Source organism: Tahibacter sp. (genome assembly GCF_032229445.1).
GTDB lineage: Bacteria > Pseudomonadota > Gammaproteobacteria > Xanthomonadales > Rhodanobacteraceae > Tahibacter.
Genome location: NZ_JAVTWC010000101.1, coordinates 163716 through 190002 on the forward strand (window position 1 = coordinate 163716; position 26287 = coordinate 190002).

Annotated in this window: 23 protein-coding genes; 4 read left to right on the plus strand and 19 right to left on the minus strand. The window is 67.1% G+C overall.

The window, feature by feature from the left end; translation table 11 throughout:
- Positions 1–4: 4 nt before the first annotated feature.
- From RUU78_RS17655 to RUU78_RS17665, 3 genes are all read right to left on the minus strand, one after another.
- Positions 5–1501, minus strand: a complete 1497-nt coding sequence (locus RUU78_RS17655; RefSeq protein WP_313918780.1) for a hypothetical protein — start codon at positions 1499–1501, stop codon at positions 5–7.
- Positions 1502–1660: 159 nt separating this feature from the next.
- A complete protein-coding gene (locus tag RUU78_RS17660; protein WP_313918781.1) occupies positions 1661–3097 on the minus strand; it encodes an MATE family efflux transporter in 1437 nt (478 codons plus the stop codon).
- Positions 3098–3254: 157 nt separating this feature from the next.
- Complete coding sequence (locus tag RUU78_RS17665; protein ID WP_313918782.1) at positions 3255–4781, minus strand: hypothetical protein; 1527 nt, start codon at positions 4779–4781, stop codon at positions 3255–3257.
- Positions 4782–4969: 188 nt separating this feature from the next.
- On the opposite strand from RUU78_RS17665, the gene RUU78_RS17670 reads away from it, so the two are divergent.
- Positions 4970–5662: a phospholipase D-like domain-containing protein gene (locus tag RUU78_RS17670; protein ID WP_313918783.1), complete on the plus strand. Its 693-nt coding sequence runs from the start codon at positions 4970–4972 to the stop codon at positions 5660–5662.
- A 26-nt stretch (positions 5663–5688) separates the two neighbouring features.
- On the opposite strand, the gene RUU78_RS17675 is transcribed toward RUU78_RS17670, so the two are convergent.
- The 6 genes from RUU78_RS17675 to RUU78_RS17700 all read right to left on the minus strand — a co-directional run bounded on the left by RUU78_RS17675 (position 5689) and on the right by RUU78_RS17700 (position 13199).
- Complete coding sequence (locus RUU78_RS17675) at positions 5689–5904, minus strand: hypothetical protein (RefSeq protein ID WP_313918784.1); 216 nt, start codon at positions 5902–5904, stop codon at positions 5689–5691.
- Between the two features lie 197 nt (positions 5905–6101).
- On the minus strand, positions 6102–8807 hold the full coding sequence (locus RUU78_RS17680) for a serine/threonine-protein kinase (RefSeq protein WP_313918785.1): 2706 nt from the start codon (positions 8805–8807) through the stop codon (positions 6102–6104).
- Between the two features lie 83 nt (positions 8808–8890).
- Complete coding sequence (locus RUU78_RS17685) at positions 8891–11632, minus strand: serine/threonine-protein kinase (protein WP_313918786.1); 2742 nt, start codon at positions 11630–11632, stop codon at positions 8891–8893.
- An 86-nt stretch (positions 11633–11718) separates the two neighbouring features.
- On the minus strand, positions 11719–12498 hold the full coding sequence (locus RUU78_RS17690) for an ADYC domain-containing protein (RefSeq protein ID WP_313918787.1): 780 nt from the start codon (positions 12496–12498) through the stop codon (positions 11719–11721).
- A 1-nt stretch (position 12499) separates the two neighbouring features.
- Complete coding sequence (locus tag RUU78_RS17695) at positions 12500–12784, minus strand: hypothetical protein (RefSeq protein ID WP_313918788.1); 285 nt, start codon at positions 12782–12784, stop codon at positions 12500–12502.
- Between the two features lie 88 nt (positions 12785–12872).
- Positions 12873–13199 carry a hypothetical protein gene (locus RUU78_RS17700; RefSeq protein WP_313918789.1) on the minus strand — a complete coding sequence of 109 codons (327 nt, stop codon included), beginning with the start codon at positions 13197–13199 and terminating at the stop codon, positions 12873–12875.
- Between the two features lie 248 nt (positions 13200–13447).
- On the opposite strand from RUU78_RS17700, the gene RUU78_RS17705 reads away from it, so the two are divergent.
- The 3 genes from RUU78_RS17705 (at position 13448) to RUU78_RS17715 (ending at position 16407) form a co-directional block, all read left to right on the plus strand.
- Complete coding sequence (locus tag RUU78_RS17705) at positions 13448–14017, plus strand: ECF-type sigma factor (protein WP_313918790.1); 570 nt, start codon at positions 13448–13450, stop codon at positions 14015–14017.
- Between the two features lie 573 nt (positions 14018–14590).
- A complete protein-coding gene (locus RUU78_RS17710) occupies positions 14591–15424 on the plus strand; it encodes a hypothetical protein (RefSeq protein WP_313918791.1) in 834 nt (277 codons plus the stop codon).
- A 14-nt stretch (positions 15425–15438) separates the two neighbouring features.
- Positions 15439–16407, plus strand: coding sequence for a hypothetical protein (locus tag RUU78_RS17715; RefSeq protein ID WP_313918792.1), 969 nt, complete (start codon positions 15439–15441; stop codon positions 16405–16407).
- An 84-nt stretch (positions 16408–16491) separates the two neighbouring features.
- Here the strand turns inward: RUU78_RS17715 and RUU78_RS17720 are convergent, their stop codons facing one another.
- The 10 genes from RUU78_RS17720 to RUU78_RS17765 form a co-directional block, all read right to left on the minus strand.
- Positions 16492–16917: an OsmC family protein gene (locus tag RUU78_RS17720; RefSeq protein ID WP_313918793.1), complete on the minus strand. Its 426-nt coding sequence runs from the start codon at positions 16915–16917 to the stop codon at positions 16492–16494.
- Positions 16918–16995: 78 nt separating this feature from the next.
- On the minus strand, positions 16996–17469 hold the full coding sequence (locus RUU78_RS17725) for a DUF533 domain-containing protein (protein ID WP_343232319.1): 474 nt from the start codon (positions 17467–17469) through the stop codon (positions 16996–16998).
- 54 nt (positions 17470–17523) lie between these two features.
- Positions 17524–19350: an AAA family ATPase gene (locus RUU78_RS17730; RefSeq protein WP_313918795.1), complete on the minus strand. Its 1827-nt coding sequence runs from the start codon at positions 19348–19350 to the stop codon at positions 17524–17526.
- Positions 19351–19359: 9 nt separating this feature from the next.
- Positions 19360–20067, minus strand: a complete 708-nt coding sequence (locus RUU78_RS17735) for a PspA/IM30 family protein (protein WP_313918796.1) — start codon at positions 20065–20067, stop codon at positions 19360–19362.
- A 61-nt stretch (positions 20068–20128) separates the two neighbouring features.
- Positions 20129–20989 (minus strand): hypothetical protein, encoded by an 861-nt coding sequence (locus RUU78_RS17740; protein ID WP_313918797.1) that lies wholly within the window; start codon positions 20987–20989, stop codon positions 20129–20131.
- Complete coding sequence (locus RUU78_RS17745) at positions 20986–21861, minus strand: hypothetical protein (protein ID WP_313918798.1); 876 nt, start codon at positions 21859–21861, stop codon at positions 20986–20988. The genes RUU78_RS17740 and RUU78_RS17745 overlap by 4 nt, the downstream gene beginning before the upstream one ends.
- Before the next feature lie 12 nt (positions 21862–21873).
- Positions 21874–22710, minus strand: a complete 837-nt coding sequence (locus RUU78_RS17750) for an ABC transporter ATP-binding protein (protein WP_313918799.1) — start codon at positions 22708–22710, stop codon at positions 21874–21876.
- Positions 22707–23516 (minus strand): ABC transporter permease, encoded by an 810-nt coding sequence (locus RUU78_RS17755; RefSeq protein ID WP_313918800.1) that lies wholly within the window; start codon positions 23514–23516, stop codon positions 22707–22709. The genes RUU78_RS17750 and RUU78_RS17755 overlap by 4 nt, the downstream gene beginning before the upstream one ends.
- A 318-nt stretch (positions 23517–23834) precedes the next feature.
- On the minus strand, positions 23835–25550 hold the full coding sequence (locus tag RUU78_RS17760) for a phosphate ABC transporter substrate-binding/OmpA family protein (RefSeq protein WP_313918801.1): 1716 nt from the start codon (positions 25548–25550) through the stop codon (positions 23835–23837).
- A 22-nt stretch (positions 25551–25572) separates the two neighbouring features.
- Complete coding sequence (locus RUU78_RS17765; protein ID WP_313918802.1) at positions 25573–26268, minus strand: hypothetical protein; 696 nt, start codon at positions 26266–26268, stop codon at positions 25573–25575.
- Positions 26269–26287: the final 19 nt, after the last annotated feature.

Below are 26287 nucleotides of genomic sequence, written 5' to 3' on the forward strand. Positions count from 1 at the left end.
GTGCTCAGCCGGAGAAGCCGTCGTCGAAAATCGCATCGTCGTTGATGCGCATGACGAAGAAGTCCCAGTTGTCGCTATCGGGACTCTGGCGCCGGCTGCCGGCAATGACGAGACGGCCCTGGTTGTCGAGATCGACCGCGCTCGGCATGACTTCCGCACCGCCGAGGCTGTAGCGGCGCCAGCCCGTACCGCCGCCGAAAGTGGTGTCGAGCGTCAGGTCGGCGAACGTGAAGCGGGCGACCGCGATTTCACGGAATTCGTCCGGACCCGGGAACGGACGCAGGGCCATGACCACCCACAGCGTGCCGCCATTGCGGTAGTCGTCAACCGCACGCGGGTAGTGAAACGACAGCGACGCCGACGGGCTGGTTGCATCGCTCAGCGAGAAGGTCTGCTGCTGGGCCGGACGACTGGTCGCGATCCCATTCCACTCGACGTTGTAGTACGGCGGCCGGGCGATAGTCAGCACCGTGCGGTCGCTACCGACGCCGGGACTGGACTGCGCCTGCGACTCGATCAGACCCGTAACCGTGGTGATCCCGCTGATCTTGACGCTGTGCAGCACATCGTCGAGGTGTCCGCCGATATTGGGCTGGAACACGGCGCAGTTGTCATACGTGCTCGGGTAGTACTGTCCTGCGCCCGGATTGCAGAGAATCGCATCCTGGTTTGTGATGCCGGATACCGTGCGGATAAGGCGCCGCGAATAGATCACCGGGAAGTTCCAGCTGGAATAGTGCGGCGCCACGCCGAGAGCGCCGATCGTGCCGGTCGGAAAACCCGGTAGCGAATCCGATACGGTCTGCGTCTTGTTCACGCCGCCAGACAGGTCGCAGGCTGCCGGTAGATACGCGCCATCCGAACTGCGCCTTACATAGCCCGCCAGAGTGGCCACATCGTTGCGCATCCGCAGACCGAGCGCGTGGAAGTCACGCGCCGCGCCTCCGGCGTGAAGTTCGCAGATGCCGAGGCCGCCGGTGATCGTCCTACCGCGGGACGTCACGCTGAAGTACTTGGCTTGGTTGACGAGGGTAGCCGTTCCCACGCGCCCCGATCCCGAAAAAACAATATCGGGTTCGGCGGACGCATCGAAGATTGGCGCCGCATGGACCTGATCATCCAGATGCGACCACGTGATGCGGCCGGTAAGTGCGCCGCCGCGCAGATCTGCGGCGCTGGACCAGTTGCTGTTCGCCGAGCCATTGGTGTTCAGGCTCACGGCAGCGAGCAGTCCGCTGTTTCCCGCGGCGCTGTCGCGCCCGGCAAGGCCTGCGATGATCATCGTGCCGTCGCTTCGCGTAAACATCGACATCGCCGCGTCGTGCGCGCTACGTCCAGGGTGATCGAACGGAATCGTCGCCCAGCCCGGCCCGCCGCTCCAGTAGTGGTCCGCGTTGAAGCTGCGGTCCAGAGGGCTTTCCTGCGCCATCAGCGGCAGCGAAAACGCAGCACTGCAGCAAAACAGAACACGGCCGGTAGTTGCAAACAGCGGACTGGACATGGCTCTTCCCCGAAGTCGCGGCCGATGGCACTGATGCCAACGGCCGATAGCCGTTGTATCGCAATGGCAGCTGCATGTCTCCTGACTCCGATTCCCTGTCATTGTTGTCGCAAAGTGAACATGACCCGTTTCGGTCGCGGCTCAACGAGAGGCCACAGTTCAGACCTTCGCCGTCTTCCATCCCCCACGGCTGAACAGCCACAAGGTGAACAGGCCTACCGCGGTTTCGGAGACGAAAGTTGCCCAGAACACGCCGCTGTGCTGCCAACCCAGATGCAGCGCGAGCAGCCACGCCAGGGGGATCTGGATGGCCCAGAAAAAGACGACATTGATCCGGGTCGGGGTCAGCGTGTCGCCGGCGCCGTTGAAGGCCTGTACGGCGACCATCCACCAGCCGTAGACGAACAGCGAATACGACAGTATGCGCAGCCATTCGGCGCCTATGGCGATGACCTGGGCGTCGTCGGTGAAGAATCCGACCAGCGCCTGCGGGAACACGAAGAAGACCACCGACACCGCGACGAGGTAGGCCATGTTGTACCAGCCTATCTGCCACACGGCGGCCTCTGCGCGGTCCGCCGCGTTGGCACCCAGGCTCTGGCCGACCAGGGTCGCAGCGGCATTGGACATGCCCCAGGCGGGCATCAGCACGAACATCAGGATGCGGATCGCGATCGTGGCGCCGGCCACGGCCTCATTGCCGATGCTGGCCAGAATGCGCATGAGGAAGATCCACGACGTCATCGCGATGATCATCTGGCCGATGCCGCCGAGCGAGGTGCGCAGGATGTGCCAGAGCAATGCGCCGCGCCAGACGAGCTGGCTTGCCAGCACACGGATGTGCTTGCCGCCGCGCAACAGCATCCAGAGCTGATACGCCACGCCCGCGCCGCGACCGATGGTGGTCGCGATGGCCGCGCCTTCGATGCCCAGCGCCGGAATCGGCCCCAGGCCGTAGATCAGCAGCGGGCAGAGCAGGATGTTCAGGCCGTTCGCCAGCCACAGTACGCGCATGGCGATCGCCGCATCGCCGGCGCCGCGGAAGATCGCGTTGATCACGAACAGCAACATGATCACCGCGTTGCTGCCCAGCATCCACTGTGTATAGCGGTAGCCGTGCTCCAGGCTCCAGGCATCCGCACCCATCAGCCGCAGCAGATCCTGCGCGTAAACCACGCCGAAGACCGCCGGCGGCACCGATACCAGGACCGCAACCAGAATCGCCTGTACCGCAGTGACGGCCGCCTCGTCGCGCCGGCCCTCGCCGATGCGACGTGCCACGATTGCGGTGACGCCCATGGCCAGCCCCATGGCGACCGCGTACAGCAGGAACAGAAAGCTCTCGGTCAGCCCCACCGTCGCCACCGCCGATGGCCCGAGCTTGGCCACGAAATAGATGTCGACGACGGCGAACGTCGACTCCAGCACCAGTTCCAGCACCATGGGCACGGCGAGGAGGAATACCGCGCGCCGTAGCGGAATCCGGGTGTAGTCCGCGTCGGAGCCGCGGATCGCCTGGCGCAGCTCGGTCCACAGCGACGCCGGGCCGGTTTTGGCGTCGTCAGATGACCGCTGCGCGACGGGTTCGAGCTGCATGCGTCTTGCTCCTGTTCACGGCTCCGACGCCGGTCGGGCTGGTATCGATACGCGTCGAATGACAGGGTGACGGATCGACAGCGCAAAGCAACGGGGGGGTCAGGTTCACTTTTCCTCGAAGTGAACCCGCCCCCCCGTTCAGACGGCGCGGACGCGTTCAGTCGCCGAAACTGTCCTCGAACAGCACATCGTCGTTGATGCGCATGACGAAGAAGTCCCAGTCGTCGGTGTCGGGGCTGTAGCGCCGCGTGCCGGCGATGACTAGGCGGCCCTGGTTGTCGAGCACGACGGCATTGGGCATCACTTCGGCGCCGCCAAGGCTGTAGCGGCGCCAGCCCGTGCCGTTGTTGAAGCGCGTATCGAGCGTCAGGTCGTAGTACTTGAACCGCGCCACCGCGATTTCCCGGAACTCGTTGGCGCCGGGGAACGGCCGCACGGCCATGACTACCCAGAGCGTCGTGCCGTTGCGGCCGTCGATGACGCCGATCGGCGAATGGAACGAAAGCGACGAGGCCGGGCTCGTCGCATCACCGAGCTGGTAACTGCGTTGCTGCGAATCGCGTTCGTACACGTCACCCGTCGCATTGACGCCGTAGACGCGCGGCCGCGCGATGGTCAGCACGCGGCGGTCGTCGCCGACGCCGGGACTGGATTCCGCCTGCGACTCGATCAGGCCAGTAGTGAAGCTGCCGTAGGTCGGTACCACGCTGAACAGCAGATCGTCGAGATGGCCACCGACATTCGGCTGGAATACGCTGCAGTTCGTGTACGGCGTCGGCGGCGTGACCGTGTAGTTGTAGCCGGGCTCGCACAATTCCACATCGTTGTCCGCGGCGCTGTTGAAATTGCGAAACAGGCGGCGCGAATAGACCGTAGCGTCGGCAGTGACGTAGTGCGGCATCACGCTGACGGCGCCGATCACGCCGGCCGGTGTGCCCGGCAAGGTGTTCGGCACGGTTTGCGTCTTGACCTGGTTGCGCGATAGCTCGCAGTTGGCTTCAAGGTACGCCTGGTCGCCATAGCGACGCACATAGCCGGCGATCACCGCCGAATCGTAGTAACGCGTGCTCGCGCCGAGTGCGTAGAAATTGCGTAGCGCACCGCCCGCATACAGCTCGCAGGTACCCAGGCCGCCGTTGAGCGTGGTACCGGACGGCGACACGCTGAAATATTTCGCCTTGTTGAAATTGGTGCCCGTGGTCACGCGGCCCGATCCGGCGAAGCCGATGCCTTCATTGCCGCCGGTGTTCATGCCGGCCGGCGTCGCGGTGAAGTAATCGTACATGTACGGCCAGGTGATGCGCCCGGGAAGCGCGCCGCCGCGCAGGTCTTCGGGACTGGCCCAGAAACTGCTCGGCGTGCCGTCGGTATTGAGGCGCACCGCCGCAAGCAGGCCGTTGTTGTCCTCGAAAGGCTCGCGCCCGGCCAGCCCGCCGATGATCATCGATCCGTCCAGCAGCAGTCTCACGCTCAGCGCCGTATCGCGCCTCGTACGGCCGGGATGATCGAACGGAATCGTGGCCCAGCCCGGAGCGCCGTTCCAGCTCGGCGCCCGGTTGAAGCTGCGGTCGAAATTGCCGTCCTGCGGGTCCGCGGCACCGAGCGGCAGCGACAACGCAAAGCCGAGGCACAGCAGGAAGGGCGCGGCGCGGCGGCCAAGTAAACGGAAGACGCGGTTCGGCATGACGGTTCTCTCGCAGTAGCGGCCCGGATACGGCTGCACCGATGTGGCGCGGCCAGGGCTCGCTTGCTACCTACGCCGTTCCGAGGAGCGACTGACACGCTGCCCGGGGCCGACCCGGACAGGCCGCGCGCGATTGACGCAACCGCCGCGGCTGCCACAATCCGGGCCGGACTGCGCGCGAGGCTTCGATGGACTTTGAGCAGCTGGACCAGACCTTGCGCGCGGCCGCGGCGGACTTCCGCCTCGACAACGAGGAACGCTTCGAGCTGCGCGAGATCGGCGCGCAATCGGAGATCGAACAGATCCGCCGCCTGCGCAACACGGCCTTCGCCATCGCCCGCGAGCAGATCCAGGCGCAGCCGGCTCAGGCGCTCACCGTGCTGCGCTGGCTTGAACAGGTCGTCAAGACGCTGGACCTGTCCGCGACGGCGGCCGCGGCGGGGCACAGTGCATTCTTCGCGCCCGGCGACAGCTGTGTGCGCAAGCTGCGCGAACTGTGTGCCAACTCGCGGCGGCAGCTCGACATCTGCGTATTCACGCTGGCCGACGACCGCCTTTCCGACGCGGTGATCGAGGCGCATCGCCGCGGTGTGCAGGTGCGCATCATTACCGACAACGACAAGCGCTTCGACAATGGCAGCGACGTCGAGCGGCTCGCGCACGCGGGCATCGAGATCCGGCTCGATACGGGTCCGGCGCACATGCACCACAAGTTCGCGTTGTTCGACGCGCGCCTGCTCGCCAACGGCAGCTTCAACTGGACCCGCAGCGCGAGCCACGTCAATGACGAGAACCTCGTCGTCAGTGAGGACGCCTACCTCGTGCGGTGTTTTGGCGGCCAGTTCGATCTGCTGTGGAACCGGTACGCGCGCCCGGCCTGAAACCGGGCGGCGGGACTGTCACCGGACTATTGCGGCTCCTGGACGCCGCACGAATCGACTTCGCTAGGAATGCAGTTCTGGGTGGCTTCGTGTCCACCCCAGCGCGCGAACAGCGCGACGATCTGCTGCCAGTAGCTGCCGGCCGGCACCTCTTGCGCGTGAACGGCGGAAGGCACCGCGGTGGCAAGGATCAGGCAGGCGAGCAGGACTTTCGGCGCGGCGGCGCGGAAACGGTTCGGCATGATTCGTTCCTTTGTGGCTCTGTAAACCCATGGATATCGACAACACCGTGCGCAGCGTGCGGCTGACGCATCGGCGCGGCCAGCCACGAAGCGCAGCGCGAGTCTGCCAGAAGACCGTAGCGCGGCGAGCCTGACCGGCGCGTGGTGGCGCAGGCGCCTGTGCTGCCGCCCCTGAAGCAACGCACGACATCAACGCCCTAGGTCTCGAACTGCGCCAGCCAGCGCAGCCGCGCGTCCTGCGCCGGCAGCCGCGCGCGCAGGGCCGCGGCGGATTCGCGCAGTGCCTGCGCGGCACTCGCGTCGCCGCCGCGCAGGCGGCAGGCGCTGGCGGCGGCGCGGCCGAACTGCGCGAGCAGCGGCGTGGTGCCGAGGTCGCGTGCGACATCGTCGGCCGCACTGGCAACGGCAGTGCAGTCGTAATCCGGAACATTCGGCAGTTCGGCGACGGTGCGTTCGAGCGTCAACGTCGCGGCGCGCCAAGTGCCGCCCGGCATGGCGTCGAAGCCGAGCGCTGCGCGATCGAAATCGGCCCGGCCGGCCTCGGCCTGTCCCAGGCGATACCGCACATGGCCGCGCAGGGCGATGGCCCAGGCCACCGACAGCGGCGGCTTGGGCTGGCCCTTGTCGCGCAGCCCGATCGCTTCGTCGAGCAGCGGCAGCGCAAGCGCGGGATCGCCGCTGCGCAGGCGCACGGTCGCGACACTCACGAGCGTGTGGTAGACGCTGCCGGGGTTCTCCGCTGCGGTGGCGCGGCGGATCGCGAGCGCTTTCTCGCCCCATTGCAGCGCCTCGGCGTACTCGCCGACCTCGATCAGCTGATCGGCGAGGTTGCCCATGCGCAGGGCGGTATGCGTGGACGTATCGCCGTAGGCCAGGCGTTCCTGTTCCAGCGCCTCGCGGCTGTAGCGCAGGTGCTGCCAGGGATCGTCGTGGCGCCAGCCGGCGCCGAGTGCATCGAGCGCACCGGCGAGTTCGGTCGCACGCTGCGGACCGCCCCTGCGCAGCGCGTCGACGATTGGCTGCACCGCTTCGCGACCGCGCGCGAACTGGTCGGTGTTGAGCAGGGCGCGCACCCAGCGGATGCCGGTCTCCTGGGTTTGCGGATCGGCGTCGCCGAGCAGGCGCCGGCGTTGCGCGTAGGCGTCGCCGAACGCCTGTTCGGCCTCGACCACGCGGCCCAGGCTCATGAGCGCGTTGGCGCGGCGGCTTTGCAGCTCGATGCGCGTCTTCGTCGCTTCGGTACCGCTGCCGAGATTCAGCGCGGCGGCTTCGTCGAGCGATTTCAGTGCGTCGTCGTGCCTGCCGAGATCCTGCTGCGAGGCCGAGCGCAGACCCAGTGCGCGCGCCAGCAGCAGCGGATCGTCCATGCCACGGCGCAGTTGCACGGCTTCGTCGGTCAGCGGCAGTGTGTCCACGGCGTTGCTGATGCCGCGGTAGGCGCGCGTCATCGCGAGCAGCAGTTCGCTGCGCGGCGCCGAATCCTTGACGTCGGTGCGGATGCGTTCGCGCGCCTGATCGAGCAGCTCCATTGCGGTGATCGCCTTGCCGCCGGTCTTGCCTGTGTCGGCACTCGTGAATACGCCGATCATGAAGTCCAGTACCTGACGCGATTTCTGCGCCTCGCGCCGCACGTTCTGCGCCTGGTACAGCACGAGCGCCAACCCGACGCACAGCGCCGACACCAACAGCGCGGCAAGACCCACTGCGAGCGCATGCCGGCGCACGAAACGCGCAGCACGGTAGCGCCAGCCGCCGCGGCGCGCGAGCACGGGGCGACGCTGCAGGTGGCGCTGCACGTCGGCGGCGAACTCCGAGGCATTCGCGTAGCGCAGCGCCGGCTCCTTGCGCAGCGCCTTGAGCACGATGGCGTCGAGATCACCGCGCAGCTCGCGGCGCAGGCGTTCCGGCGTCAGGTGGCGTTTCGCGGCGATGGCCTGGGCCTGGCTCGCATCGCGCGTGACGATGAGGCTAGGCCGTGTCGGCTCCTGGTCGAGGATCGCGCGCTCGTAGGCGGCCGGCGTGGAGTGTTCCACTTTGTACGGCCGCTGCCCGCTGAGCAGTTCGTACAGCAGCAATCCCAGCGCGTAGATGTCGACCGCGGTGGTGACGATCTCGCCGCGCACCTGTTCGGGCGCGGCGTATTCCGGCGTGAAGATCCGCGTTGCGCTGACCGCGGCGGTATCCGCATCGAGCAGCTTGGCGATGCCGAAATCCAGCAGCTTCACGACGCCGTCGTGGCTGACGAGGAGGTTGGACGGCTTGAGGTCGCGGTGTACGACGAGGCGCTGGTGCGCGTGCTGCACCGCTTCGCAGACGGTCAGGAACAGCTGCAGGCGCTGGCGCAGATCGAGCTGCTGCGCGTCGCACCAGGCGCGCAGGTCGACGCCGTCGACGTATTCCAGCGCGAGCCATGGCCGGCCATCCGCAGTGACGCCGCCGTCGATGAGGTGGGCGATGTTCGGGTGCTGCAGACCGGCGAGGATCTGCCGCTCGGCGCGGAAGCGCTGCTGCGTTTCATCGGCATCCCAGCCGCCGCGGATCAGCTTGATCGCGACCTGCTGGCGGAATTCCCCGTCGGCGCGTTCGGCCAGCCATACCGCACCCATGCCGCCGCGGCCGATTTCGCGCAGCAGGCGGAACGCGCCCAGCACGAGGCCGGGGCGAGCGCCGGCGCCGGCCTCATCGAGCTGTTCGGCCAGTCGGGCGACGACATCGGGCGCTCGCGCGCGCATTTCGGTACGCCCGCTCGCGGCGGCATCGGCGCGCAGCAGCGCGAGCACGTCGGCACGCAGCGCCTCGTCGTCGGCGCATTGCTGTGCCAGCGCGGCCTCCCACTGTGCCTCAGGCAGCTCGATCGTGTGGTCGAACAGCTCGCGTACGCGGCGCCAGCGTTGCGCGTCCATGAGAACCCCCCCGTCCGGCCGATCGCCCAGTCACGTTAGCGCAGCATCGCCGCGCGCGCCGCGTCTCAACGTGACGAATGGTTTCAGCGTGCCCGCCACGCGCCGAGCAGGGCCTGGGCCATGCGCGCACGGTAATCGTGCGCGCGGCGGTCGAGGCCTGCGATCAGAGCGTCGCGTGCGCGCTCGCCCTCGACCCGGTTTTCCCCGGCGGCGCACAGCCCGACCAGAAACTCGGCGAACTTGGCGTCCGCGCCGTCGCGCTGGGCCGATTGCGCGAAACCGGCCTGTATCGCGGCGGCCTCGGCACAGGATTCCCGGGTGGGCGCGGCCGGCGCGTGCGCGCGCCACTGCGCCGCCACACCGACACTGCCGATACGCAGCATGAGGTCGGACGTGGGTACATGCGTCGGCGCCAGCACGTCGCGCGCGCGCGCGGCATCCTGCCGGGCAGTCGCCGCGTCGCCGCCGATCAGCGCCGCGCTCGCGCGCCAGAGCAGGCAGCGGCCCAGTTCGCCGACGATGCCGGAGCGATGCGCCACCGCGACCGCTTCGTCGAGATGCGCGCGCGCCTCGGCATCGCGTCCGCTACCGAGCAGCACGGCGCCGAGATTGCACAGGCCGCTGGCCAGCTCGTGCGTCCCCTCCTCGCCGCGGCTGCGATCCAGCGCGACGGTGCGCTCCAGCAGCGGCAGTGCCTCGTCACTGCGCCCGGCCGAGTTGAGCGCGACGGCGAGTCCGTTGAGCTGGTGGGTGATCGTCGGATCATTCGCGCCGTACAGCGCTTCCATCACGGTCAGCGCTTCGCGGCGCAGCCCTACCGCTTCCTCATGGCGACCTTGCCGGGCGACGGCGGATGCGAGCGTACCCAGTACGTCGGCCAGCAGCACGCGTTCGGCGGTCGCGTCGCCACGCAAGCCATCCAGCAACGGACGCAGCACAGCCTCGGCCTCCGACGCCCGGTCCTGCTTGCTCAACGCATACGCGAGATGGCCGCTGAGCTGCACGCGCAGAAACCGGTGCTCGGGCGAGTCGCCGAGCAGGGACAGGCCGCGCCGCATGGCCGCCGCGATATCCTCGAACCGGTTGTCCAGCTCCAGGCCGTAGACGCGCAGGGCGAGCGAATAGGCGATGAGCTGCGCCTGTTCCGGATCGCGCGCATCGAGCAGGCTTTCGGCACGGTCGAGCAGTGCCGGACAGCCGCTGGAATCGTTGCCGAGATCCAGCCCGCGGCACTGCTGGATCAGGGCGGACGCTTCGAGCACGCGGTCGCCGCGTGCCCGCGCGATCACGAGCGCCTCGTCGACCAGCGGCGCGGCGGGTTCGGGCTGGCCGAGTCCGAGGTAGGCCGACGCCATGGTCACGAGCAGCCGCGCGCGCGCGAGGTCCTGCCCGGCGAGCGCGCCGCGCATGTTCTGCACACCGGCGTCGAGCAGGTCGCGCACGCTGAGCAGCTCGCCCTTGCGCCGCGCCGGATCAGCATTGTCGAACAGGGTGGTCATGAAGCCCAGCGCCTGGCGTGCCGCGTCGCGTTCGCTGCGCGCGACCTGCGCCTGCCACAGCGCGGTGCCCAGGCCAGCGACCAGCGCAAGCAGCGCGACGGCGCCGAACACGGCCGCCGCCGCGTGGCGCTGCAGAAAGCGCGCTGCCGAATAGCGCCAGCTGCCACGACGCGCCTGTACCGGCTCGCGGCGCAGATAGCGTTGCAGGTCGGCGACGAATTCGCCGACGCTGGCATAGCGCAGCGCCGGCTCCTTGCGCAGCGCCTTGAGCACGATCGCGTCGAGATCACCGCGCAGCTCGCGGCGCAGGCGTTCCGGCGTCAGGTGGCGTTTCGCGGCGATGGCGTGGGCCTGGCTCGCATCGCGCGTGACGATGAGGCTAGGCCGCGTCGGCTCCTGGTCGAGGATCGCGCGCTCGTAGGCGGCCGGCGTGGAGTTTTCCACTTTGTACGGCCGCTGTCCGCTGAGCAGTTCGTACAGCAGCAATCCCAGCGCGTAGACGTCGACGCCCGTCGTCACGGGCTCACCGCGCACCTGCTCCGGCGCGGCGTATTCCGGCGTGAAGATGCGCGTCGCGCTGGCAGCGGTGTTTTCCGTGTCGAGCAGCTTGGCGATGCCGAAATCGAGCAGTTTCACGGCACCGGCTTCGCTGACCAGAATATTCGACGGCTTCAGGTCGCGGTGCACGATGAGACGCTGGTGCGCGTGCTGCACGGCATCGCAGACAGTCAGGAACAGTGCCAGGCGCTCGCGCAGGTCGAGCTGGCGCGTATCGCACCACTGGCGCAGATCGGTCCCCGCGACATATTCCAGTGCAAGCCATGGTCGTCCGTCCGCGGTGACCCCACCGTCGACGAGATGGGCGATGTTCGGGTGCTGCAGGCCGGCGAGGATCTGCCGTTCGGCGCGGAAACGCTGCTGCGTGTCGGCCGCGTCCCAGCCGCCGCGGATCAGCTTGATCGCGACCTGCTGGCGGAATTCGCCGTCGACGCGCTCGGCCAGCCAGACCGCACCCATACCGCCGCGGCCGATCTCGCGCATGAGGCGGAACGGGCCGAGCCGGACGCCTGCCCAAACAGGGCCGCTGCCGGCGGAGCCGCGACCGGTCAGTTCCTGCGCGAGCCCGGCGACGATATCGGGTGCCTGCTCCAGCATGGCGGTCGCGCTCGCCGCCGCCGCATCGGCCTGCAACAGGGCAAGCACATCGGCACGCAGTGCGGCATCGGCAGGGCAGCGCTGCCGCAGCTGGTCTTCCCACAGCTCGGACGGTGCGTCGACCACGGCCTCGAACAATTCACGCGCGAGGCTCCAGCGTTGTGCATCCATCGGTTTCCGGGCTCGTCGGCGGGCGGGCAATCTTCGCTTCTTATCCGACGTACGGGAAAGTGCGCGATGCGGGATCAGCGCGCCGCTCAGCGCGAGCGGTTGAACACGATGGCGCCGCTCGCCTCGGCCGCGGCCTCGTCGCAGCGCTGGCCCAGCGCGTCCTTGAGTCGTGGGCAGCGTGCCGCGAGATCGTCGAGGGTGAGGTTGTCGGCGACGCGCGGATGATTGACGCAGACCGCGCCGGTGGGCGCCCAGCCTGCTTCGAAGCGGAATTCGTCGCCGCCCGCCGGCTGCTGCACGCCATGCTTGTCGTAGATGTCGATGGCCATGCCTTCGCGCGTCGTGGCGACCCCATCGCCGCAGTAGTCGGCCCGCACCATGTGCACGCAGGCCTCGTACAGGTCGGCCATGTCCCTGCCGTCCGGCGCGCGGGCCCAGGGCTTGTAGCCCCAGCGCACGCACTTGGCCTGGGCGCCGCCAGTGCAGGTCAGTGCGAAATGCGCGTTGTCGCGCTGGTAGCGTCCGTCGACCCAGCGGCCCGGCACGGGGAAGCCTTCGTGATTACCGTCGCGATCGGCCTCGCAGGCCTGCACCCAGGCGCCGTTCCCGGCGCGCTGACTGAAACGATGCAACAGGAGCTTGCCGCTGGGGTCGGTCGGATCCGGCCGCACGCTGTCGATACGCAGCTGGCTGCCGCCGCCCAGATCCAGTTCCGCACCGACCAGCTCCGCGCTGCGCAGGACGCGGCCGTCGAGCTGATACAGCACGAACTCGGTGCCGTCGACGGACAGACGCGAGGGCGACCCGGCGGCCGCGAGCAGCGGCGCCGCCAGGCACAGCGTCAGCGCGACGGCGCGACGCCACATGTCAGCGCGCGCCCGGCAACCGCACGCGGACCAGGCTCAGCGGGATGGCCGACCAGTCGGTGGTCTGCCAACCGGCAGGCGCCGAATTGCGCGGACCCTGCAAGCTGATGCCGTTGAGGCGGACATCGTTCAGCCGCGCGCCGTTGAGGCTGATCCCATTCAAGGTCCTGCCATTGAGGCTGGTGCCATTGGACGACGTGCCATTGAACTTGATGTTGCAGCCGCCACAGGCATGGGCCGAGCCGGCCGCAACGAACAGGGCGAAGGCGATCAGGAAGCGTTTCATGGATGACTCCGGTCGGTGTCGGCGAAGCGCGGTTGCAAGTACGTACGGAGCGGCGGCGGCGCAGGGATCACGCCGCCGCCGGAAATCGTCAGCGCGAGGTCGGCAGGCGCACCTGGACCTGATTCAGCGGCACGGCCGACCAGTCGGTCGTCTCGGTGAGCTGCGCATCGAAGCCCTGTGCCGTCGTGCCGTTCAGCGTCAGGCCGTTCAAAGTCAGGCCGTTCAGCGTCAGGCCGTTGAGGGTCCAGCCGTTGAATTGGACGCCATTTTCCTGCGTGCCGTTGAGGGTCAGACCATTGAGGGTCAGGCCGTTGAGGCTGATGCCGTTGAACACGGTGCCACCGCCGCCGTTTTGTGCCTGAGCCACGGAAGAAGCACCGGCGAGCAGGGCGAGAGCGATCAGATAGCGTTTCATGGGTTACTCCTGGATTGGGTGGGGTACTGCGTTGCTTGCCAATACATACGCGGGGCCACCGCAGCAGGGATCACGCACCGCGCCACTGAATTTCGGCAAGCGCGGCGCCATCGCGCTACGGGCTGCCGCTGCCATGGTAAAACTCGCGCGCGGTCCGGCTTTGGCTTACAACGGCATGACGCAACCGCGCAGCCGGAGGCGCTGCGCCGGCGGTGGCATTCCGGATTCGGGGGACGGGAGAGACTGGCATGAACGAGAACGAGATCACCGCGCGCATCGCTGCTGCCAATCAGGGCTCTGCCGAACGCGACAAGGCGCTGAACCTGGTCTATGACGACCTGCTCCGCATCGCCCGCGCCGAACTCGCGCGCCACCGCCGAGGCGACACGCTCAACACGCGCGCACTGGTCAACGAGGCCTATCTCAAACTGTTCGACCGCAACGAAGGCCAGTACGAAAACCGCAAGCATTTCTTCGCGACGGCGGCGCGCGCGATGCGTCAGGTCGTCATCGACTACGCGCGTTCGCGCCTGGCCGAACGCCGCGGCGGGGGCGCCGAACATGTCGAACTCGAAGCCCTGGAAGGCATGCCCTTGCCAGTGGACGAACAGGCCGAGCAGCTGGTCGGCATGGATCGCGCGCTGGAGAAGCTCGCGAAGCTGGATGCGCGTCTCGTCACCGTGGTCGAGATGCGTTTCTTCGCCGGGCTGGAAGTGAAGGACATCGCCGAACTGCTCGGCGTGTCCGAGCCGACGATCAAGCGCGATACGCGCGCCGCCAAAGCCTTCCTGCAGAAGGAACTCGCGCTCGGCAATTGAGCACGTAGCGCTGCACGGCGGATCGTTATCTGTTCGCGACTGTCGCGCATGAGCGCTTGACCGACTCGCGCGTGTCGTCTGACACGCGCCGCACTTCACGATCCTGAATCGCGCACGCCGACCTGTGAAGCGGTCGACAGTCGACGCCCGCGCCACGTCGCAATTCGCGAGATCCGACGAAAATTCCGCGCCTGGCGCGCGTTTCGCGTGTTCGCTCTTTTACACATGCCTCGTTCGTATACCCGTTGCGTTCTCCGCAAGGAACGGAAATCGCGACGGCAGATCGGCACACGACGGTGCGCAGGACTATCGCGAACCGCTGCTGCGCCGCTCATTCAACGATAGGAAGCCTCTGAACAAGTCGATATCTGCTTTTGATTCTGGAGCCCCCTTGAGTCAAGGGGGTGAAGAGTGATCGCTCAGAACCACAGGTTCTGATCACTCTGAACGCCCAGCAGGCCGGACCGGCCAAGTGCCTGCGCAGCAGGCAGTTGGCGGGGTTGTGGAGATCTGGTGCTGAGTACAAAAGCGATCGTGCCAGGACTTGTTCAGCAGTTTCATAAGGAGCATCCAATGAAAGCGATACGCAAAGCATTGCTCGGCGCAGGCCTGGTCCTCGCCGCGCTCGGCACCGCCGGCAACGCGCTGGCCGATTCGGTCTGGAGTTCGGCCATCACCAAGTGGGACGGCGACTGTTCCGGCTCGCAGCGCGACTGGTGGGACGACATGTGCATGGCCTGGCGCCACGAAATGGCCGACCGCGGCTTCGTGCCGGTGTGGCACAACTTCTCGCTGGTCCGCGTAAACAAGTATGTCGATCCGTCGCTCGCGTCCTGGGGCAACGACAACAACCGCATGGACGCGCAGGACGCGGGCCTGATCTGCACCCATGGCACGGTCGACGCCACCGGCTGGGCTGGCAGCATGCACACCAAGGACCAGGGCGAGTGCAAGCTCAACGTCGATCAGATGAAGATCGGCAAGGCCTCGGGTGGACGTTTGCGCTTTTTCCACATGTCATCCTGCCAGAGCGTGCAGTGGGACAAGCGCCTGTCGTGGTTCGGACCGGCCAAGGGCGGCGTGCACGTGATCGCCGGCTTCCACGGCCTGATGTACATCGGCTCGCAATACGTCGACGAGTACGAGGACCTCGCCGCCGACGGCACCGCATCCAAGGGCGTGGGCAAGGCCTGGGTCGACAACATGCATCACGTCGACCACTGGTACAACAGCTACAAGACCATCTGCCCGGTGGCGATGGGCTTCGGCAACACGGCGGCGCGTTCGGCCGACGTGCTCAACGAACGCTACGCGAGCAAGTGGTCCGACACGGCCGCGAACTGGACGACCTCGCGCTACATCAGCGGTTGCGACCCCTCCACCGGCGGCGGCGCGCTGCCCAATTGAACGGACTCATCGACATGAAGACTTCCACTATCCGTACCCGCCTCGGCTTCGCCGGACTGATCGGCCTGCTGCTGCTCGCACCGCTCGCCGGCCACGCGGCCGACACGAACGACCTGGGTTCGCCGGCCGAATCGGCGCAGTCCTATTCCGAAGACTACGCGCGGCTCGTTGACGCGGCGCTGCCGAAGTTCAATGCCGAGGTGCTGGGCCGCCGCCTCGCTACCGTCCGCGCAAAATATCCGGACGGCAACGATCCGCTGCGCCTGCGCAAGATCACCGACATCGAAGGCTTGCTAGGTCTGCCGCATTCGACTGCTGGCGGTGCGGACTTCGTCACGACCGGCAAAGCGACCTACGGCATCAGCAAAGGCTCCGGACGCGTGCACTACGCACGCAATCTCGAAGGACAGCCGCCGATGGCTTTCGCGGAGGCGCAGCGCTCGCAGCGCGAGCTCGAAGCGCGTCATCTGGACCTGCTCGCGCAAGCGGGCATCGAGCGCGAACAGGTGCTGTTCGCGAAGACCGGCATCATGTCGCTGCGCACGCAAGCGGACGGCGATAGCGACGATCGGTCGACCCTGGCCGCCGATTCGGTGTTCACCTACGCCTTGCGCAACATCGACGGCCTGCAGGTCGACGGAAGCGAGGCGAAGATCGCTTCGCGCGGACCCGGCGATATCGTCGGCATGAGCCTGCGCTGGCCCGGCGTGTTGCTGCACCCGAAACTCACGAGCTTCAAGCTCAAGAGCGCGGAAGAGCTCAAGCGTGAAGCGCTGGCCGAAGTGAAGCGCGCCGCGAACGGCGCAGTGGTGAACGTGCAGATGGCCGTGGTGCTGCGCCCAGTCACGCTCGAGGGACGCCGCGTGTATGTGCCGTCGCTCAAGGTCGGCGTGCTGCCGCGCGACGAGGCCGGCGCGATGTTCTATGTCGATCTGCCGCAGCAGCAGCTGACGTATGACGACGGGGCGGTCGACGACCGCTGATCGAGTGCGGCGAGCGCCGCGGCTTCAAACCCTCCCCTTGAAGGGGAGGGCTTTGAGGCTCTAAGGATGCGGGCTTTTCATGCACTACGCGTCGAGCGTCGCATCCATCGTGATCTCGGCATTCAGCACGCGCGATACAGGACAGCCGGCCTTGGCCTTGCCGGCGAGTTCCGCGAACGTCGTCGCGTCGGCGCCGGGCACTTTGGCGTTGACGATCAGATGCACGGCGTTGATCGTGAACCCGGCATCGGTCTTGATCAGGCTGACTTCGGCCGTCGTGCGGATGTAGTCCGCGGTCAGCTCGCTCTGTCCCAGGATGTTCGACAGCGCCATCGAGAAACAGCCCGCATGCGCTGCACCGATGAGTTCCTCGGGATTCGTGCCGGGTCCGTCCTCGAAGCGCGACTTGAAGCCGAAAGGTGCATCACGCAGCACGCCGGTCTGCGTCGAGATCGTGCCGCCGCCTTCCTTGATGCTGCCTTTCCATTCCGCCGATCCGGTCTTTTTCATGCGCGTGTCCTCTCAGGTCAGGGATCGCCATTACGACGCAGCCGCGGTTAGGCCGGCGTGCAGAACGGCGGTGGACGCCTACGGCGCGAGTTCCCGCGCCACTTCCTGCAGCGCATCGGTATTGCTGATGCGCGAGATCTGCTGCAGCAGGTAGTCGGCCACGCCTTCCTCGATCTGCTGCAGGTCGCCCTCGGACATGCCCAGCGCATCGGCAAAGCCCTGCACCTTGCGGCGCTCGTCGGCGGAATAGGTGCCGTCGGCGTAGGCCAGCAAAAGGCAGGAGTGCAGAAGCGCGATCTTCTGTGCCGGCTGCTTGAAATCGTCGACGATCGCGGCGAGGTCGAACGGCACCGAAATGAGGTCGTCGAACGAGGCCAGCGCCGCCGCATCCTGCTGGCAGCTTTGGTAGAAGCCGCGCAGCATTACGCGTTCGGCGTCGTGCACGCCGTCGGTCAGGGCGATGTCGTGCATGGCGCGCACGATGGCCTGGAGGTGGTGAAGTTCCAGCGTGGTTGTGTCGGTGGATGTCATGGTCGGTTCCTGCTGACGTATAGCAAAGTGGTTCTTTAGCTTTCTCCCTTGCGCAGGCGCGGGAGAGAGAGGGAACTAGAGCCGCAGCTCGCGCTTGAGTTCGCGCAGGCGCAGATTGAAATCCTCCTGGCTCATGTCGCGATAGCGCTGCGGCAGCATGCTGCGGCGCGAGGCCTCGAACACGGCCAGCATTTCCATGTACTCGAGCATGCCCGCGTCGCGCGCCGGCACGTAGTCGGCGATAGCAGCCTCGAAGCAGGCGCGGTCCACGGTGCTGCCCTCGCCCGCCATGTTCAACGCGAGCAGGCAGACCGCTTCGAGATCGGCGTTGGAATAGCCGACGAGCTTCGCGCTCGTGGTGTCGCGCGCCGCCACCCAGTCGATCGCCTCGCCGAGCTTGTAGCGCGCGAAGATGGCCTTGAGCACGGCCTCCACGTCCTCGGGCGTGTCCGGATAGAAGAACGGGATCTTGCGGTCGATGCGCCCGGCGCGCTTGATGTCGATGTCGAGCTTGTCGGGCCGGTTGGTCATGAGAATGAAGAGCACCTGGCCGCGGTTGTCCGGGTCGCTCATGAATTCCTTGAGCCGCGCGATCACGCGCGAGGATGTGCCGCCGTCCGTGTCCTCCGACTGGCCGCCGAAGCTGCGGTCGCCCTCGTCGATGATGAGGATGATCGGCCCGAGCGCCTTGACCATGCCGAGGACTTTCTCGAGGTTGGCCTCGGTCGAACCGACCCACTTGGAGCGGAAATTCTTCAGAGTGACCGCGCTCAGGCCCGAGGCCTTGACGAAGGCTTTCGCGATGAAGGTCTTGCCGGTGCCCATGGGTCCGACGAAGAGCAGGCCCATCGGCACGCGGTGCCGGTCGCCACTCTTGATCGCCGCGGCGATCTGCAGCAGTTCCCGCTTGATGTCCTCGGCGCCGCCGACGGCTTCGAGGCCATGGCGTGCGTCGACGAATTCGATCAGGCCGGCGCATTCCTTCTCGATGATCTCGCGCTTGCGCCGGTGCACGAGTTCAATCACTTCGGCGTACGGATCACCCGCGTCGGTTTCCGGCAGCGGATGGTCCGGATTGATCAGGTGGCGGATCTCCTCAGTGTCCATGCCGCGCGTGATCGCGGCGAGCTTGTCGGCACGGTGCTCGGCGTCCGCACTGCCGCCGAGCAGCGAACGGATCAGCTCCAGCCGCTCCTTGTCGCCGAGCGCGCTGTCCGCCGAGCGCGGCGTAAGCAGCTGCGCGATCTGCACGGCACGCAGGCCGGCGCTGTGTTCGGCCAGACGCTCGACGTTGTCCTCGTGCATCTCCGCATCGACCTTGCGCAGTACCGCGGCGCGCTCGTCGAGGTCGGGCAGCGGGATCTCGACCGCGGCGACGCGCGGATTCGCGACGATCTTCGCGTTGAGCTCGGCCAGCGATTCGCTGAGCAGGAACACCACGTTGTCCTTGCTCTCGAGCTCAGGACTCATCGACCAGCGGTGCAGGCGGATCGCCGCCATGCGGTCGGCCTGGGAGAGGAAATTCTCCTCGCCGGGCGGCGCGATGCTGCCGGCATAGCTGACGATCAGCGCGGCGCTCTGGCGCAGCAGGATCTCGTGCTCGATATCGGCCAGCGCCTCCTCGGGCGGCCGGTTCGGCCGCACCGGTTCGGTGCCCAGGGTGCTCGTGCGCTTGGCATAGCGCACGCCGGCCGAGGGGTCGTAGACGATGATCGTGTCCTTGTTGTCCTTGAGCAGCACTTCGGACAGGAAATCGATCAACGAATAGAACGTGCCGCCGTAGAGGATCTCGTCGAACACGTTGTGGTGCAGGATGAACATCGACGCTTCACCGCCGATGTACTTGCGCCGGACCGACTCGGCCCAGCGCGGCAAGGATGCAGCAGGACGCGCGGGGGCCATGATCGCTCCTTACATCTGTTTGCCGGCCGCGGCCTGAGCCGCGCGCTGGCGCTTGAGTTCGTCGAGCTGGGCTCGCGCGGTGATGGAACCGGACTGCTGGCGCAGCTTGTCCAGACGCACGTCGAGGTCGGAATCACGCAGTTCCTTGCCGAGATTGGCTTCGGAGATCGTGTTCTTGATGTGGTCGCGCACCTTGTCCAGCGCCTGCACGTCGGCTTCGACGGAAAGGCCGTCGAGCTGCGACTGGATCTGGATGCGCGCCTGGGCGCTCTGCATCTTGGCCAGCATGCGGACGCGCTCGCCCTTGAGCTTTTCGATCTCGCCCTTGACCGCGAGCAGCGCGCTCTTGGCGTCGTCGGCGTCGACCTTGGACTGTTCGGCTTCCGCCGCCAGACCGGACAGCTCGGCCTCGACCGCGTTCTTCTTCTGCAGCAGCACCAGGGCGAGATCGTCCTGGTTGGTCGCGAGCGCGGCCTCGAGGTCGCGCGTGACCGCAGCCAGCGACTGGCGTTCGGTCTCGACGCGATGGTCTATCTCGTCGCGGCGGCGGATGATCGCCGCGGTCGCGCTCTTGAGCTTGGTGTATTTGCCGATCAGGCTGTTGATCGCGTTCTCGTAGGCGATCTCCGGATGCTTCTTTTCCACGTCGGCGATCCACAGCGACACGAAGCCGCGCCACAGGTTGCCGAGACGGTCGAAGAAATTGATGCTGGCCATGATGCGCGGGTCTCCGTTGCGAATGCGGATTGCTTGGGTAAGGGGGCGGGGCGGAATGTCGTTATGCCGTGTTCACGAGTTCGAAGAAGCGGCGGTGGTCGTTGGCGAAGGCGATGAACCCCTGGGTCAGCTTCTGCTTGAGCGCCCCATGATCGGCCTCGGGCGTGAAACGCAGCGCAAGGCGCGCGCCCTGCGTGGCCCACTCGAAATGATCCGCTTCGGCCGCGCCGCCGTGGCCCGAATGGATCGCGATCCAGTGATACGCGACATGCTCCTGGCCGGCGATGCTGACGCGCTTCATGAGCAGCTGCTGGACAAGATCCGCCGCGGCGTGGCGCAGGCTTTCGTCGATGATGGAGAACTCGCGGTCAGCGAGCAGTTCGGAACCCAGGTGGTAGCCGATCGCGTGGAAGATCGCCGGCAGGTCGTCGGCACTGCCCACGCCATAGCCCTGCGCGACGCGGATGTTCAGCTCCTGCAGCCAGTCCGGTTCGGCCAGCAGGCGGTTCACGCCGTGGTGGTCGGCCAGTCCGGGCAGGCGCGCGGCATCGATCTCGAGCAGGCCCTTGAGCGTGGCCTGGGCCAGGCAGCGATGGGTATCGCGGTGCACCGACTCGTGGTCGTCGAATTCGTCGCGCGCGGCGTCGAAGAAAAAGCTGCCGACGTACACGCTGCGGTCGGCCAGCGCCTGGACCGGCTCGTCCGGATCGAGGAACAGGCGGCGCGAGCGGCCGATCTTGCCGGCCAGCGCGGCGACGCCGGAGCCGAACAGGCCGTTCCAGCTGGTATAGCGACCGAGGAAGCGCAGGCGCTGCAACGGATCGGCCAGCGCCGTGGCTATGGCCTCGTGGACCATGCGTTCGTGCGCGCCGAAGTTGACCAGCGCTTCCAGTTCGCCGCGGCTGATCCTGTTCACGCTCACGATGCTGCTCCTTGACGCGCGGCGGAGCGCGCGCGGGCGGCGGCGGCCTCGGGTCGCACGATGTTCTGGATTTCGGCGCCATAGCTGGATTCCAGCTCTTCCTCCAGGCGCAGCCGCTCGATCGCCTCGGTCAGGCGCGCGCCGCCCTCGGCGGCGGAGGAATTGGTGATGATGGCCTGGTAGATCTCCTCGACCGCATCCGGCAGCGACAGCAGCGCGGCTTCGACCGCCGCCTTGCGGCTGGCCAGGCGCCGATGGCGCAGCAGCAGTTCCTCGAGATCGCCGCGCGCCTTGCGCAGGCTGCGCTCGTCCTCGGCGCCGCGTTCGATGCGCGCGCCGATATCGGCGATGCGGCGTTCGATGTCGCGTTCGTTGACCGAATCCTGGCGTTCTTCCATGGACAGCTCGGCCAGCCACAGGCCGAGGAAGTCGATCGCAGTGTCCTCGATGCGGTCCAGCTCGCGCTCGCCAAGCGCGCTGCGCCGGTGGCTGCCCATCTCGCGTAGGGAGCGCACGCGCTCCTGCAGGTTGCGGTAGACCTCCCAGCGCGCATCGTGCTCGGTACAGCGGCGGGCGATCTCGCCGCGCAGATGCATAGCAGCCGCTTCGCGGCGCTTGAGCTTGAGCTTTCGGTCGACCTTGGCGCGGAACGTGGACGAGGCAGGAATGAACATCGCGGCGATGGCCTCGCCCGCGGCGAACGCGAGCAGCGGCAGCACCACGCCCGGCGACCCGTACGGAATCGCCAGAAAGGTGCTGCCGGCGAGGGTGGCCAGGAACAGGTTGATGTTCAGCGGCGAGGTCAGCATCGCCCAGAGATAGGACGGCTGCTCCTGCTCGGTGCCTTGGTTCCAGGCCGGATCCATTGCCACGGCGGCGTCCTCTTACACCGACACGCGCAGGCTGGCGCGGCCGGCGCTGGCGGCGTGCAACTGGGCGAGGATGCGTTCTTCCATGCGCACGGCCTCGGTCGATCGCTGCCAGGTGACCGAGCGCGGGCGCGGTTCGAGGATCGCGAAATCGTCGGCGATCTTCGCCGGCTGGGTCGACAGCACGATGACGCGGTCGCCGAGTGCCAGCGCCTCGGTCACGTCGTGGGTCACGAACACGACGAGGCAGGGATTCTGCTCGTAGATCTGCACGAGCAGCTGCTGCATCTCGCCGCGGGTCTGCGCATCGAGCGCACCGAACGGTTCGTCCATGAGCAGGATGCGCGGGCGCAGCACCAGCGCGCGGGCCAGCGCGACGCGCTGGTTCTGCCCGCCCGACAGCTGCGACGGCAGATGCTTGCGATGACCCGTCAGACCGACCGCGGCCAGGGTTTCGTCGACGCGGCGCCGGGCATCCGCTTCGTTGATGCGCGAGCGCCAGTGCCGCAGGCGGAACGGGAACGCGACGTTCTCCTCGACCGAGAGATCCGGCCGGTTGGCATAGCGCTGGAACACCATGACCGCGTCTTCGTGCGCCCCGACGCAGGGCTGGCCGTCGATGAGCACCGTCCCCGAGGTCGGCGTCTGCACGCCGATCGGACGCACGCCGCCCATCATGTGCAGGATCGTGGATTTGCCGCAGCCGGACGGTCCGAGCAGCATGTTGATGCCGGGCTGCAGGGTCATGCTGATGCCGTCGACCACGCGCAGCACGCCGCTGCCGTCCTTGTGCGGATATTCCTGGACGATGTCCTTGAGTTCGATGCTGACCGGGCTCGCGGGCGTGCTCACAGCTTGGTCTCCCACGGATACATTTTCGCTTTGAGGTAGCGCATCAGCTGGTAGCTCAGCAGGGCGAAGGCAATGATCACGATGATGCCGGCGAACACCTGATCCATGGCCGAGAAGCGGCGCGCGTTCTGGATCAGCTGGCCGAGACCTTCGCGCGCGTTCACGTACTCGGCGACGGTAATGTAGGTCCACATCACCGAGACACCGACGATGACCGCATCGGCGATGCGCGGCATGGCCAGCGGCAGCACGGCGTGGCGCACTGCCTCGAACGGCGTCGCGCCGAGGTCGCGCGCCGAGATCCAGTACGCCTGCGGCACCGCGCGCACCGCGTCGCGCACCATCGGTATCAGGTAGACGACCGCGCCGACGAACAGGAACAGCACCTTCATCCATTCGCCGATGCCGAACCACATGACCATGATTGGCAACAGGGCCACGACCGGCGCCGAACGGAACGGATCGACCAGCGGCGACAGCGCTGCATTGACCCTGGGCGACGCACCCATGATGACGCCGATCGGAATGCCGATCGCGACGACCAGCGCACCGGCGGCAAGCACGCGGCCCAGCGACCAGACCGTCGCCGTGAACAGCAGGCTGCGCTGGTTCTCGCCGTCCCAGGCCAGATAGGCGAAGGCCTTGGCGACCTGCCACGGTGCCGGCAGCTTGTTCGGGCCAACCAGCCCGCTGCCGCTGATCACAGCCCACAGCACCAGCACCGCGACGACGGCACCGATGCCGAGCGTGCGCGTGGTCTGGGCGCTGAGCGGCGCGTAGGGATTCCAGGTTGTAGGTTCGGCCATGTCGCTACCTTGCGCGGGGGCGTGCGGAATTACGGGCGGGACTTAAGGAACATCAACGATACGCGGCATTCGCGCGGCGCGGGCCATCGCCGGGTAACTCCCTCTCCCCCCAGCGAGCTGGGGGGAGAGGGCTGGGGTGACGGGGAGAAGCCGAAATCCGCCGGACCAATCGATCGTCGCGGGACTCGCAACGCGCGCTGATTCGCAAAAACCATCAGTCGCCTCGCGGAAGCCTCTCCCCCTCACCCTACCCTCTCCGGCCCGTCGGGCGTTCGGGGGGAGAGGGCTTTGCATTGCCTCACATCGCGGCGTGATGCCTCAGCGCCGCAGCACTGCCGCTCTCGTGGTGCGGTTCATTGCGCGACAGTCTTCGAGACTGAGGTTTTCGCCCTGTGGCGCGGCTTCGTTGCATAGCGGCTTGTCCGGGCCGTTGCCGGTCACGACGAAGCGCGCGCGGTCGAATTCCCACTGTGACACCAGATAGTCGACGACGGCCTGGGCACGGGCGCGGGAGATGCGCATGTTGGCCTCGCGGGCTCCAGTCGAGTCGCTGTTGCCGGAGATGTCGAAATAGGCCGAGCCGTTGTTCTCGATGAACGGCACCATCTCGTCGTCGATGATCTTCTGCGAGCGCTTGGTCAGCTCGGCCGAACCGCTGGAGAAACTCACGATCACCGGCTTCGTCACGGTCGGTTCCTGCTTGGCGACCTGCTGGCGCTCCTGCTCGGTGAAAGTGAACTCGGGCTTGGCTGCCGCCTGCTGCGCGCTCTGGCTCTTGGCCAGCAGGGCGCGGATGTAGCGCAGATCGACCGAATCCTGCGGCGCGATCACCGGCGAGTTCGGGTTGGCCAGCGCACCGACCTTGCGGTAGATGCCGTCGAAACGGCGATAGACACGGTCGTAGTGATTGGTGCCGCCGACCAGGCCGAAGATGCGTGCGTTGTCTTCGAGGCCGGTCCAGACGAGATTGTCGAACAGGCTCTTGACGAACGGCCGGCCCTGGTCCTTGGCGAGCAGGCTGAAGAATTCCTCGGTGCGCACGAGCGCGTCGACGGCGTCGTCCGGCGACTTCTTGGCGGCGTCCACGCCGGCCATCCAGCCGCCGACGAAGGACTGGAACGCGCCTTCGTTGGCCGGATCCGACAGCACGCGGTTGTCGCAAACGATGACGTCGTAGATCAGGTTGGTCGCGGTGCGCGTGGAATACACCACATGTGCGCCGGGAATGTTCTTCAGCGCGAGCGACAGGTCCGGATCCCACAGCGCCGCCGCGTCGACACTGCCGCTTTCCAGCGCGGCGCGTACACCGGCCGTGCCTTCTTCGGCGTTGATATAGACGTAGCGCACCGACTGCTTCTTGCGCGCGGTCAGACTGGAGTTCTCCAGCGCGTCGATGGTCATGCCGTCCGACGGCGTGAACTGCAGCAGCGCGATGCTGTGGTCGGCCAGGTCTTCCACGCGCGTGATCGACGGGTCGCGCGCGATGATCGCGTCGGCGCCCTGGGTATTGTCGACCGCCATGATGGCGCGGCCGTCGAGGCCGGCGTTGCGCAGATTGGGCTGTTCCTGCGCCCAGAAATCCGAGGTGCGCCAGGCACAGTGCGCGGTCTTGGATTCGAAGATCGTCGACAGCGTCGGGATGTCGTCCTGGATCACGAACTCGACGTTGACGCCCTGCTGCGCAAACAGCGATCCGGCCTGGGTCTTGAGCGCCTTGCCGTTGGCGAGCAGGGCCGGCGCATAACCGTGGAAGCTCACGATGCTGACCTTGAGCGGATTGCCGGCGCTGCCCAAGGCGCCGCCGGCCGGCGGCGGCGTGGCAGGCTTGGTGCTGGACGCCGGGGTCGATGGCGTGCTGCTCGGCGTGGTTGTGCTGGCCGCCGTCGGGTTCGACGGCGCAGCCGGCGCGGCGGTCTGGCCGTCCTTCTTGCCCTGCACGATCTCCTTGAGACCGAGGTGCCAGGCGGCGGCGGCGGTACCGCCGAGGATGATCAGGGTGACCAGACCTTTGGCGAGCGGGGTCATCTTGGCCATGGTGGCTCCGTAAACAGGGTGATCAGGGGGTAGTGGCGGTGGCGGTGCCGCCGAACGTGGCGGCGAGACGCTTGAGACGTCCGGCTTCGGCGTCGAGCCGCGCGACTTCGCGCAGGCAGGCTTCCTTGGTCGCGCGCGCCGCGTTTTCCAGCGCGGACTTTTCCTCGGTCGCGCGCGTCACTTCGCGTTCGAGCAGGCCTTCGAGGTCGGCGATCTGGCTGCGGATGCGGCCGACCGCGTCCTGCTGGCGCTGGTCGCGCTCGGTCACGGCCGCGCGCGCCTGTTCCAGACCTGCCCGAGCCAGCTGTTCGAGCTGGCTGCGCGCAGCGGCGAGAGCACGGGTCTTGCGTTCGGCGTCCAGTAAGGCGTCGTCGATGGTCCAGGCATCGTCGGCGGCGTCGAGCGCGCGCACCGCGGCAATGCGTGAGGCCGGATCGAGAGCGGCGAGTCCGTCGAGGATCTTGAGCAGTTTCTCAGCCGGAAACGCGGATGCCTGCACCGACTGTTCGGCATAGATATCCTCGAACGGGCGCTGTTCGACAATGGGCCCCTCGGGCACCGGCACGGCCGGTGACGCCGGTTCCGCGGCGACCGGTTCGGCGCTGTGGTCCATGACGACCTGCGACGACGAATCCGCCGCCGCATCGATGGCGATCGCATCGGCGTGTTGCGCGCCTTCTTCCACTTCGACCAGGCCAGCCTTCTGCAAAGCACGCATGAATCTGCTCACCGCGATC